Below are 12,085 nucleotides of genomic sequence, written 5' to 3'. Positions count from 1 at the left end.
CCGGCCTCACCCCACGAGGAGTCCGAGGCGAAAGCCACCGACACGGTGGGCGAGGACAGCTTCCTGACCTTGCACTACCGCCTGTCGGACCTCGACGGCAACGAGCACGTGAGCACTTTCGACCTGTCGCCGGCGACCCTGCAAATGGGCGTCGGTCAGCTTGCCGAAACGCTGGAGCATTGCCTGCTCGGCCTGGCAGCAGGTGGGCGTCATGTCTTCGAGCTCACCGCCGAACAGGCATTCGGCCCGCACAACCCGCGCCTCGTCGAACGTATCGCGCGCAGCGCACTGCCGCCGGACATCGAACTGCGGGCCAACTCGCTGATCGAGTTCAGCTCGCCCGGCGGTACCGGTGGTTTCGCGGGCTTCCTGCGCGAAGTCAGCGAAACCAGCGCGCTCTTCGACTTCAACCATCCGCTCGCCGGCAAGGCCATCCGTTTCGAAGTGGAAGTCATCGCTATCCTGTAAGGAGCACGGCATGCAAATCCTTCTTGCCAACCCGCGCGGCTTCTGTGCCGGCGTCGAGCGCGCCATTGCCATCGTCGAGCGCGCCATCGAGCGACTCGGCGCACCGATTTACGTGCGTCACGAGGTCGTCCATAACCGTTTCGTCTGCGACAATCTGCGCGCCAAGGGAGCCATCTTCGTGAACGAGCTGGCCGAAGTCCCGACCGGCAGCACGGTAATCTTCAGCGCGCACGGCGTCGCCAAGGCCGTTCTCGAAGAGGCCGCAGCACGCGGTCTCAAGGTCTTCGATGCCACCTGCCCGCTGGTCACCAAGGTACACGTCGAGGTCGCCAGGATGCGCAAGGAAGGGCGCGAGATCGTGATGGTCGGCCACAAGGGACATCCGGAAGTCGAGGGCACCATGGGTCAGAGCGCCGATGGCATGTATCTCGTCGAAACCGTGGCCGATGCCCGGCAGTTGCAGGTCGAGTTTCCGTCCCGATTGGCTTACGTCACGCAGACGACGCTGTCGGTCGACGACGCGGCGCTGGTCGTCGCTGCCCTGAAGGAGCGCTTTCCGGAGATTGTCGGCCCGAAGAAGGACGACATCTGCTACGCGACGCAGAACCGTCAGGATGCCGTCAAGGAGTTGGCGAAGATCAGCGATGTCGTCCTCGTCGTCGGCAGCCAGTCGAGTTCCAATTCCAACCGTCTGCGCGAGGTTGCCGAACTGATCGGCGCCCGCGCCTACCTGATCGACCAGGCTGGGCAGATCGACCCGGCGTGGCTGGCGGGCGCCAGCCGCGTCGGCGTCACGGCCGGCGCCTCGGCACCCGAGGTGCTGGTCGAGGATGTCGCCCGGCGGCTTTCTGGTGGCGATCACGAGAGCGTGTCGCAGCTCGACGGGGCGGAAGAAAACGTGACTTTCGCGCTGCCGCGGGAATTGCAGTCCTGAATACGGGGCGCCGAATCCGGTAACCCCTCCTGCCGACCGCCACCCCACGAGGTGCCTCGCCACACAGCCCGCTTGCCTCGCCTACGGAACTTGTCGCGGGCGGCCTTGTTCCGCCCGCTCGGTTTGCCTATCCTCACTCTTGAACTCGACCTTGACGATCATCCGGCTCTTGACCGCCTCTCCTCCACGGCGCCCTGGGGAAAACGGCGCGCTGCGGAAGGCAAGCTGCGCCTCTTCATCGAAAATGCCTTCCGGACTGGCTTCGAGCACTTCGAGTTGGATCACCCGTCCCGTTTCGTCGATCAGCAGCAACAACCGAACCCAGCCCTCCAGTTCGAGTACCCGGGCATGTGGCGGATAGGCCGGCTTGACGGCCACCAAAGGATACGGCTGCTGATCCAGTTCCGACGACTTGAAGAAAACCTCCGGGGGAAGCGGCAGTTCGATCGGTGACGACGTCTCGGGCAAATCGGAAGGCGCTTCACTGACCGCTTCGACGCTCGGCGCCGCTGGCGTCGGCAGGTCGGCAACCGTCTCGGCCGACGGCTCGGGATCGGCGAGCACTGTCCGCGGGGATTCCTTGATCCTGACCTCCAGGCGACCGACGAGCAGAAGGCCCGGGGTCCTTGCGGGCCCCAGCCCGGAAAGTACGGCGGCATGCAGCATGGCCGACAAAAGCAGACAGGCCGCCAGTTGGCGTGTCAGCAGCGGCGACCTGTCAAACGGGTACTCACGACCGATCTCTCGTCACTCCGGTTCCTGGAACCAGAAAACACGCTGGCCCGAACAAGCCGTGCCGATCGGTACCGGCTTGCATACACCGTCGGCACATGCTTGAGCGTAGACCGTCGTACCGCATGGTCCACCGCCGCCACCGGGTTCATCGGGGTCACCGGGGTCAATGAAATTCTTCTTGAAGATGACAACGTTATCGGACGGATAGCCCTTTATCGAGTCGGCACTATTCCGGGAGTCGCTCGTCGTCACCACGCCGTCGTGGTTGGTATCGGAGACGATACGGCCATCCAGCGCGCTCATGGTGTAGGTCGTTCCCTTGCCTGGCGGCACACAGGCAGATGACGTGGCCAACGGGCTATACGTGCCGAAACGCAGTACGTTCCGAAACACCGAAGGCGTATTGACGACCTTTTCGCCCACGACGCCACCGATCTCCAGTCGCATCACCCAGCCCTTGGCAGCTTTGAGTGCTTCCTGCGCGGCCGCCTGCTCGGCGGCCGTGCCGACCTGAATCAGATTGCTGGTCAAATCGTAGAAGTTGCCCGGCCCGATGCTGAAAGCGATCGGCGTCCAGGTTGCCGGCATCGTCAGACCAATGTTCGTATCCTTGATCATGAACATATAGTCGACGTTGTCGGTACGCAAGGGATTCTCCCTGTCACCGGTACCCACGTAGACCGCATCGAAGACCTGGCCCAGGAAATCCTGCTTGACCATGGCGGGCGAGAAGAAAATCCTTCGCCTGGGTATTGCGCCGTTGGTCAGGTCGGCAAACTTGACCGCGGTCCAGGCGGACGGCGAGGCGCTGTCGATGTCGAAGCGCCAGACGTTCCCCCCCAGGTCACCGAGGTACAGGCGATCGACGTAACCCACGGCATCGAGGTCCATGTTCGCCGGCCTGGTATCCGACGGAATGCTGAAATCCATTCCCGGAACCTGCGTGTTGTCGCCCGCACTGGCCGCCGGCGTGAAGCTTCTGATCAGCACGCCGGTGCGTGCATTGACGAAGTAAACCCCACGTCCCATGGTAGCGGCCACATTGCTCTCGACCCGCACCGTCCCGCTCGCCGGTGTGGCCGGAGAACCGGACACCGGGAACGTAAAGCTCCGGGCTCCGGTCACGACGATCGTCTTGGCCCCGTTGTATGCCGCTTCCCTGGCCCCAGACACCTGTACGGACTGGTCATTCAGATACCCGTGATCGACCGGAGTGGTGACCGTTGCCGTCGTTCCGGTGCGCGTCAGCGTCACCGTCAACTGGTCATTGGCCACCGCGTCATAGCCGGCACCGAAGACGGCTACCGGGTCGGCGCTGGCGCGCATTCTGGCAAAAGTGGGGTTCGACCAGGTCTCGCCGAGTTCCTCGAAACCTGTCGTGGTGTTGTCGACCTTCCACATGAACTTCGGTATCGCACGTTCCGAAATATCCAGCGCATAGATCGAACGGCCACCGCGACGCATGCCGAAAAGCAGATAGGCCTTGTCGCCAGACGTGATGCGCCCATCGCCATCGACATCGACAGCGTAAATCCTTGGGCTGCCGTCGGCCGCGATCAGATGCTCGCCTACGGCGTTCACTTTCATCTCCTGCAATCGCGGGAGGTTTTCTTCCGGCATGAAAGCCCATTGTTCGACGCCCGTCTCCGTATCCACGGCGTGCAGCACGCCATCGTTGGACAGGTAGAACAGGTAGACCACCGGATCGACCGTGCTCGGCGCACCGTCGGCGTCTTTCTCGTAAGCCAGGGTAGCCGGCGTGGAATGCAGCACGTCGCCGTGCGGCCAGAGGCGCCATGCCGTACAGGTGGTGGACGGGTCGGCGTCGTTACATGCGGCGCTTGCCGGATCTCCTCCACGCGCGAAATTCAACAGCCCTGCCCTGGCTTCGTCGGTCATCGCGCCGTCGCCGAGCACTGTCTTGGTAATCGCGGTGTTGGTTTCCGCTACCGCGTTGCTGGCGGCTGTCAGATCGGTGGAGACGCTGCTCGAAAGATGGGTGTAGACGTTTCGCGTTGCGGGTGTTGAGCCGGCCGCCGTCTTCAGCACATGACCGGTGCCACCCTTGTTCGCTTTCCCAGCATCCGGACTCGTCGGGTCGCTCCAGAAACTCACCGCGTTATCACGTATCTTCGCCGTCCTCCCGCTCGCGTCGATGGACTCTTCCACGACGTTCATCACGCTACCCGAAACGGCCGTCTGCCCGATCATGCACAACGGAATAGTTTTGCCGTCGAGGTCCGTCCCGCACTTCACCGGATCGTTGCTCAGCTTGAACTTCTTGACCGTGCCGTCCCAGCATTTCTGCAAGGAAGGACCAAAGAAGGACAGGAAGACATCGTCCGAGTTTTCCGAGGCTGTGGTCGGCGAAATCGGCACCGCCGGTGCAGCGATAGTCGGATTCCAGTCGCGGATGGCGACGATGGCGGCGGTCAGCGCCGCCGCCAATGCGGCGCTATCCTCGGCCAGATAATTCGCGCCCTTGCCGCGCGTCGCGGCGTTGACGAGTACAGGCGAATTGCCGCCGGCAAAACCGATCGTATACGTGTTGACCGACTGCAGGCCAGTCAGTGTGTCAGCGGCGGAGCCTCCGCCGGGCGACATGTCGGCATTGGCCATGAAGTAGGTCAGTTCGTCCAGCCAGATGTAGTTCGTGTTGTAAACGATATCGGTCGGGCCGTACGGTATGCCAGAGTCATCCTCGAACTGCTGCGTCGTAGTCGCCTGCAGCGTACTGACCGTGGCTGCGAGGAAAGGCGGGCCCTGCGTCAGCGCCCGCACCCGGGTGTCGGCCTGATTGTCGTTCTCGGGACCGCCATCCGAAACCAGGACGACATAGTTCTTCTGGCAAGCCGCGGGTTCCGTGGTATTCGGGTTGCTCATCATCGGCGACTTGTATTTTCCATCGGTACCGATCGCTGTCAGATCCCTGCCGGCGGAAACCTGGCCGCCGCCGACGGCGGCCGTCGTATTGGTCCCGAACGCCGGAGTTTCGCCGCGGAAATAGAGGTAAGTTTCGTACATGACTTCGGTCAGTGGCGTCGTTCCCGTCGCCACCACGGCGTTGATGGCGGCCGCCAGCGTGGCGCGATTGCCGTAGTCGGTGTCCGCCGCGTCGACGCCCATGCGACGGATCGCGTAGGCGACGTTGCCGCCCTGGCTGCCCTCGGTGAGCTTGACTCCGACATCGTTCGGCATCCGGTTGTAAACGGTGAGGCCGAAGCGGACGCCGTTGGTCGTCGTGACCAGATCGGTCAAGGCATCCTTGGCGATCTGCAAACGCGTCTTGCGGCCGATCGGAGCGCCAGTCGGACCTTTCGGGCCGAACTTCCAGTTGAGATAGTTGACCGAATACATATCGACCGCCGGATAGCTCGCCGACGGGTCGCTCGGTGTATAGGACGCCGTCGTCCCACCGGACGAGCTGGTGGCGTTCCAGATCTGACCGAAGTTGCGATTGGTGGCGGCGGTCAGATATCCGCTGCCGGGGTTGCCGGCGGTTCCGTTATCCGCCTTGCAATCGTGTTCCAGGTAATCGGTTCTGGCCGCCATCGGGTAGACCGTGTAATCGGCTGTTCCGGGGTCCGGGCTCGTCAAGCTCCTCACCTGGTTGACGCAGGTGTTGGTCGAACCGACGTAACGACAGGCAGGGGAACCCTCGCGCGCCTCGCAGGTGCTTGTCGTATCAGCCTTGTCGGTGCACCCGTTGGTCGAGCCATTGCCACTGGAGAGCGCCGCGTTCGGGTAAACGGTCGAACCGATGGTCAAGTCGGGAAGGCTTTCGGTGCAGTAGTCGCTGCTCGTCGCTCCGGACGTGCAAGTCGCCGCGCCAAGGACGTTACCCTGGCCACGACAGGAGCCACTGCAGGTGCCGCCATAATAATAGGTACCCACGCCCTCGACGTTGATCGAACTGCGACCCGACCATTGGCAAGCGGTGGCGTTGCTCGTCGTATACGTATTGTTGAGGCCGGGAATAGCCGCACAGGCGGCCGGCTCGGTGCTGCAGTCGCTACCGGAGACACTCGTGCTGACGCAGGTGGCGCCGCTCTTGACCCAATACTTGGTGGCGTTGGCGCCATCCCTGGGCGGCGTACCCGAATCGTGTGCCGAAAAAACCGTCTGCTTGCCGGCGGCTACGGGATCGGCATCGATTTCGCAGGTACGGGTGCACAGCGTCGTGGAGGTCGACGTCCCGGCAGGCAGTTTGAGCAGCGATCCCGGGAAATCGTAGTAAGCCGGTGTTCCCGTCACCTTGCCGAAAGCCGGAGCCGGACTGGCGTCGCGATTGCCTTTCCAGGCCTTGTGCTTCGCCGTCGTCGTATCGGAAGCGATGTCGTAGAGGTTGAGCACGTTGACCAGTTGAGCGGCCGCCAGGCCATTGACGAACGGCTGGAAATTGAAACCGCCCAGGTCGGCCTTCAGATCGGTCCATCCGGAGCGCGAGGCGGTGGCTTGCGTACGAATCGGCTGCCCCTGGTCACCGATATCGGTATTGTTGCCGAAATAGGTGCCGAGGGCCGGCGTGGCGGAAGAGGAGCGCGGATAGCTGTCACGCACCGGGTAGGGCGCCACACCACCCGCCGTACCCAGGAACTCGCTGCGCGCCCGGATGTTGCTGCCCACTGAGCCGACCGTGCTGCCGGCCGATATCGTCAGCGTACCGGTGGCGCTCGGGATCTGCGTTGCGCCAAGGGTCGTCGGGTAGGTCGTGTCACCGTTGAACGCCCGCCCGTCGGTCAGATCGAGGAAACGTTCCCAGCGCTGCCACTGCTGGTTCAAATACTTGCCGGTATTGCGCGGATAGGGCGTCGGCGCAAAAACCGTCGAGGGAAGGAGCTTCTCCAGCGAATCGGTGCACTTGTTGTACGAGCGCCAATCGCTGGCGCTCCCGTAATCGATGCCGCCACGCACCTGGGCCGGAAAATTGCTCTGCTGGACCCCGCCGGCCCAACGATTGAAAGCGTTCGACCACAGTCGCTTGTCCGACTCATCGGTACCGGCCGGCAACCAGAAAATCCAGTTGGCGTTGTTATAGTTGCGATAGGTGTTGCGCGCGCCGGGATCACCGGCCTCGGTCGCGTTGGCGTAATTCTTCGCTGCGGTCCACAACGCCTGGCGCTGCGCCAGCGTCTCGCCGGCCCACGATCCGTACGTGGTCAACACCGGCGCGGCCGCCGTGCTGATCCGGTTGGCGTCCGCCGCCGTCACCTCGCTGTTGCTGATGACATTGATGTCGTTCCACAGATACTCGACATGCGAGTCGTAGGCGCCGGGATACTCGCGCCATCCCTCGGTTACGTTCATCGAGTCCGAGGTGTCGAGGATCAGCATGATCGCCGGCTCGGCCGTACTACCGGCGTAGGTCGTCGACAGGTAGATGTCGGTATCTCGCGCCGAAGCCACTGACGAATAAAAGGAGAACGGCAGAACGCTCGCCGGATTGGTCAACGCGGCGACCAGCGTCCACGCGAGACGCCGTTGCCATGGCCGCAGGGTGGTAGCTGGTGAAGGGTCGGTATTCCGCATGGTCAGACCTCGCTCACAGTCAATGGGTGCACTCTAAGGGCAGGAACCGGGTGGCAAAATGGATCGCACGCCTTGATGGACGACGCTTCGTCCGCCAAAAACCACGTCCCGGGCCTCCGCCCGGACATCGAAAAGGACCGCGTGCGGGGCCGTCGTCGGGTCGTGGCCGCTTCCCCGGGCAGCATCCGGACCACAGCCCACCTCGGTGACCGTCATGATCAGCCGATCCGATTTCAGATAGGCGTACTTGGCTACGCTCGGGCTGTAGTCGCCGGAGAAATCGACCTGACCGCCAACCGGGTGGAAGGTCGCGTTGTGGGCAAACTTTCCCTGGTTCGCGTTCATGAAGGCCCAGATCGACGCTTCGGCGTTAGCCAGATTCTGCGCGGCCACCTGATTGGCGCCCCCGATCTTCAGCTCGATGACGCTCGTGCGTACCAGCGAAATAACGAGCAGCGTCATGACGACGAGCATGATCAGGCTGGTCACCAGGACCACGCCGTCTTGCGGATGGGCTCTGTTATTCATCGTCAGAAGGTTTCGAGCCGTTGGGCGACATTGCGCACTTGAAAGGACTGCGTGAACACGTGCCGATGATAGTTGCACGGCAGCGCGTCCGCCGTACAGTTCAGCTCGGCAGTCCCGTCGCCATCGACATCGTACGAGCGGCTACTGTCGTCGTATCCGTTGGCCGGCTGCGGCGAGCGCACGAGAACCGAAACTCGAACCGTGACGACCTGCGAAAACTGGGCGGCGGTCGGGGCCTCGGTGTAAATGTCCGGAATGCCGTCACCGCCGTTGTCGACGCCGTACAGTATCCGTGCCGCCTCGATCCCTTCGGCGACGGCGCGTTCGGTCATGATCGTCCCGACGAGTTCCTGGCGAACCAAGGTGGGAATCGGCTGATTGCCGTCGTCGCTCGCCAGGCAGACACCGTCGGTGCCCGTGGGACGACTGCAAGGACGCAGGTAGTAGGCCCTGGCGTGATACGGGAAAATCGGTGCCTCGATCGCGCCGGGGAGATAACGCTTCGCCGTCACCGCCAAGCCCTCGTACTGCTCTTTTCCATAAAACGCGATCCCGCCACCCGCATCCGACTGCACATAAACCGTTGCCAAATCGAGATCTGCCGGAAGAACCCGCCCGCCGGCCGCACCGCGCACGATAAGAATGAAGCTCGGACGGTTGGCGGCCGTGGTGATGAAGTTGGCGGCCGGAATGCAAGCCAGCTTCGTGTGCGCCTCCGACGCCGACACATTGAAAAAACCCGCCAGCGGTTCGCCAAAGGTGGTCGCCCAGCCAGGCCCGCAATCGCTGGTCATGGTGATGCTCGCCCCAGGCGGAATAAGGACGCCATTCGACGCCAGGTAGCCGTAGAAGCCGGCCATGCGCAGATCGGCGCCAATCGTGTTCAGGGCGTAGGCGCCGTTCTCCTGCATGCGCGAGAAGTCGTCATTGGCCTTGAAAATACGCGTCGAATTGGCAAACAAAGTGCCCAGGGCGAGCAGCAGGATGATGCCGACCGCCATGGCGACCATCACCTCGACCAGGGTCAGGCCGAACTGAGGCGACGATATCGCCGGGCCGCAGGGTCGGCGCCGGCTCACGAGCATGCTCCGCCAACGAGTTGGCAGGTGGTGAGGTTGAGGGTGACCAGCCGACGACGTGTTTCGGCGCCATAGAGGCCCGCGCCGCAGGTCGAGGCGGTTGCCGGCGGAGCGCCGGTATCGCCCTCACCCTGCCAGGCCACGCTGACCCAGAACAGCGGCTGAGTCGCGTCGGGCTGTTCGATGCAGCCGCGCGCACTGATGATGCCGCCCACACGATTCGCCGCCGCATCCTTCGTCTCGGAGGCTCCACGAAGCACGCCATCCCATCGCGCCACGTCGTTCTGCGCCACTTGTACCGGGGTACAAGTGGCGGTCAAGCACTTCCCGTCGGTGGACAGCGACTGGTAGGCGGAGAATCGCGCTCCACCGCCGGGGAGGTTCGCGTCTTCGGTCGTCCCCGTCACATACGACGCCGCGGCTCCCTGATTGGCCCGAATCTTCTCGACCATTTCCTGCGCCATGGCCAGTGCCTGCTGACGCTGATAGGCCTCGAACGAGGCTCTTTGGCCTCGGAGCATCAGGACCGCGATGCCCAACAGGCCGATCAGCAGAATGAGCAAGGAAATCAGCACCTCGAGGAGGGTAAAGCCACGCTGCGAACGATCGCGGAAAAACATTGGCGGCTTCCTCACGGACAAGCGGCAACACCCGAGGTGACGACCGTGACACGACCGCTCGGGCTGAACTCCAGCCCACGCGCCGGGACGCCCGGAGAGACCAGCGTCGAACTGACCGCGATCGATGGCACGACGGCCGAAAGGGCGCCACCGTTATAGGCGCGAACCGCGCCATCGGCACCGAAGGTCAGAACGTCGAAGGCCGCCCCGACGCCGCAGACCCTGACGGTTTCGTTGAGCGCCGGGCGGGAGATGATGACGCATTCCTCGCCCGCCTCGCACAGACCATCGCCATCGGTTTCGGGATCGAAAGTACCGTCGCGATTGAGGTCATCGAAGACCAGCCAGCCGCCCGTCCAATCGGCGGTGGTGCGCGCGATGCCGACGCGGCTGCTGCGCTTGATCGCTTCGGCGCGTGCCAAGGCAAGATCGGCCACCAGATCGGAGGTCACCGAGCGCAGCCGCTGGTTGGCCAGCAACTCCTGGAACGGCAGTGCGGCCATGCTCAACAGAATGCCCATGATGACGACTACGATCAGCAACTCGATCAGGCTGAAGCCACCGTTCAGTGCGGGCCGGCCGAAGGCTACCATGCCTTGTCCGTCCCCGCGGTATAGACATTGTCGAGGTCGGTATCGCGCCATTTCTGGGTGGTGTTGGTGATCACCAGGTTGCCGTCACCGTCCAGCCTGCCACCCACCACCGGCGCCATGAACAGCAGGAAGGACGGAGGCGTCGCCGCATTGTTCACGCCGGCGAAATTGGGAGCCGCATAGTAGGGTGAGATGTCGGCCGGCAGAGTCATTCCGAGTCCGCCAGCCCCGGCGCCGAAAACCGTCGCGTACTGACGGTTGTCGAGCAGATACTGCTCCTGGCGTTGCGCGACATCGAGCAGGAACTGCTGGGCGGCGGCACGATGGGCGCGTCGGATGTAATCGCTGTAGGCCGGAACGGCGATGGACAGCAGAATACCGATGATCACCACGACGATCATCAGTTCGATCAGGGTAAAGCCGGAGCGCTTGGCTTGGGAGGCGTGTTTCATCGAAAAAACCTACTCCATCAAAAGGCGAAAGTCAAGGCGAGGTCGGCCGCAGGATTGTCCCGCTCAAGGAGAATGATCGCGCGTCCAATCATACCCTTGCCGGCTCGCCGCGCAAGCGCGATGTAGGGCGTGGAAAATGGCAGGTCGGCAGCGGCCGAGGAATCTTCGGGCGAAGCCGGCGAGTTTCGGTCGATCGCGATCAGGCTGCCGTGCCGTAGCGCGCCGCCCTGCCCTGCTTATCGCCCGACTCCAGCGCCAGCAGCAACGCCCGCGCGACGCGCGGCGAATAGAGCATCGCCAGATGACCGAGACCTTCGATCTGCTGGTTCTGCGCGCCCTGCAGTACCAGGTTGCTTTGCGGCATGACGAAATTGTCGTGCGGACTGTAGATGACCACCGTGTCGGATCGCACGGGGGAAGTGGCGATGGACTGCAGCCAAGCGCTGCCTGGTCGCATCTGATACGCGTTCCTGCCCAGGCCGATGTGCGCCAGTCGGCTGCCTTGGTGCGGCGTACCCAGCGTCACCAGCCCGGCCACGCGCGCGATGCCAAAACGCTGCAGATAGGCACGGGCCACCAGCCCGCCCATGCTATGTCCGACGAGAATCAGTTGGTCGGCACCCGTCTCGGCGAGGACGGTTTCGATGCGGCGTGCCAGCGGAGCGAGGTAGTCGTCGATGCTGGCGTAAACCGGTTCGAGATCGATCGTCGCCACCACCCAACCGGCAGTCTGCAGCCGATGCGACAAGTACCACCAGGCCGGGCGCGCACAGCCATAGCCGTGAATCAGCAGGACCGGCGGGCTCTCCCCGGACCGCCCGCCGTTCGCCACCGCCCTTGGCCGCAGGCAGTCGGCGCGCATCCAGCCGCCTGCGAGAGGAAACAGCACGACGAAAGTGAACACGAAGGCCGCATACTCGCCGACCAGCATGCGCACCCATTGCCACCACGCAAGCCGTGGCGCCGGCGAACGATGGGCCCAGGCGTAGGCATAAGTCAGCCCGACGAGGGCGGCGCGCAGCGCCAGCACGCCCAGCACGGCCAGCAGCCCGGCGGCGGCGGGCGAGGCTTCGCAAGCGTACCGAGCGAGCACCACGTAGAGCGTGACCTCGACGAGCAGCGCCAGGCGGAGAGCACGGGCGAGCAT

10 protein-coding genes are annotated in these 12,085 nt (G+C 63.6%); 2 read left to right on the top strand and 8 right to left on the bottom strand.

Annotation, left to right across the window (positions count from 1 at the left end):
- The first annotated feature begins 45 nt into the window (after positions 1-45).
- The gene (locus tag Q1M07_RS09475) at positions 46-468 is read left to right on the top strand and encodes an FKBP-type peptidyl-prolyl cis-trans isomerase (protein ID WP_300453441.1); all 423 of its coding nucleotides are present in this window, start codon (positions 46-48) and stop codon (positions 466-468) included.
- A gap of 10 nt (positions 469-478) precedes the next feature.
- Positions 479-1,402 (top strand): 4-hydroxy-3-methylbut-2-enyl diphosphate reductase, encoded by a 924-nt coding sequence (ispH, locus tag Q1M07_RS09470; protein WP_300453318.1) that lies wholly within the window; start codon positions 479-481, stop codon positions 1,400-1,402.
- 81 nt (positions 1,403-1,483) lie between these two features.
- Here the strand turns inward: ispH and Q1M07_RS09465 are convergent, their stop codons facing one another.
- The 8 genes from Q1M07_RS09465 to Q1M07_RS09430 form a co-directional block, all read right to left on the bottom strand.
- Positions 1,484-2,068 carry an energy transducer TonB gene (locus Q1M07_RS09465; RefSeq protein ID WP_300453316.1) on the bottom strand — a complete coding sequence of 195 codons (585 nt, stop codon included), beginning with the start codon at positions 2,066-2,068 and terminating at the stop codon, positions 1,484-1,486.
- 81 nt (positions 2,069-2,149) lie between these two features.
- Complete coding sequence (locus Q1M07_RS09460; RefSeq protein WP_300453314.1) at positions 2,150-7,666, bottom strand: pilus assembly protein; 5,517 nt, start codon at positions 7,664-7,666, stop codon at positions 2,150-2,152.
- A gap of 33 nt (positions 7,667-7,699) precedes the next feature.
- A complete protein-coding gene (locus Q1M07_RS09455; protein WP_300453312.1) occupies positions 7,700-8,194 on the bottom strand; it encodes a pilus assembly PilX N-terminal domain-containing protein in 495 nt (164 codons plus the stop codon).
- 2 nt (positions 8,195-8,196) lie between these two features.
- Positions 8,197-9,273: a PilW family protein gene (locus Q1M07_RS09450; RefSeq protein ID WP_300453310.1), complete on the bottom strand. Its 1,077-nt coding sequence runs from the start codon at positions 9,271-9,273 to the stop codon at positions 8,197-8,199.
- Positions 9,270-9,893 (bottom strand): type IV pilus modification protein PilV, encoded by a 624-nt coding sequence (gene pilV, locus Q1M07_RS09445; protein ID WP_300453308.1) that lies wholly within the window; start codon positions 9,891-9,893, stop codon positions 9,270-9,272. The genes Q1M07_RS09450 and pilV overlap by 4 nt, the downstream gene beginning before the upstream one ends.
- Positions 9,894-9,904: 11 nt before the next feature.
- A complete protein-coding gene (locus tag Q1M07_RS09440) occupies positions 9,905-10,486 on the bottom strand; it encodes a GspH/FimT family pseudopilin (protein ID WP_300453306.1) in 582 nt (193 codons plus the stop codon).
- Positions 10,480-10,938, bottom strand: a complete 459-nt coding sequence (locus Q1M07_RS09435; protein WP_300453304.1) for a type IV pilin protein — start codon at positions 10,936-10,938, stop codon at positions 10,480-10,482. Before Q1M07_RS09435 ends, Q1M07_RS09440 begins: the two co-directional genes overlap by 7 nt.
- 199 nt (positions 10,939-11,137) lie before the next feature.
- Positions 11,138-12,085 (bottom strand): alpha/beta fold hydrolase, encoded by a 948-nt coding sequence (locus Q1M07_RS09430; protein ID WP_300453302.1) that lies wholly within the window; start codon positions 12,083-12,085, stop codon positions 11,138-11,140.

Source organism: Accumulibacter sp. (assembly GCF_029255285.1).
Taxonomy (GTDB): domain Bacteria; phylum Pseudomonadota; class Gammaproteobacteria; order Burkholderiales; family Rhodocyclaceae; genus Accumulibacter.
Note: the sequence above shows the minus strand (reverse complement) of the source record. Positions and strands in the feature narration are given on the sequence as shown.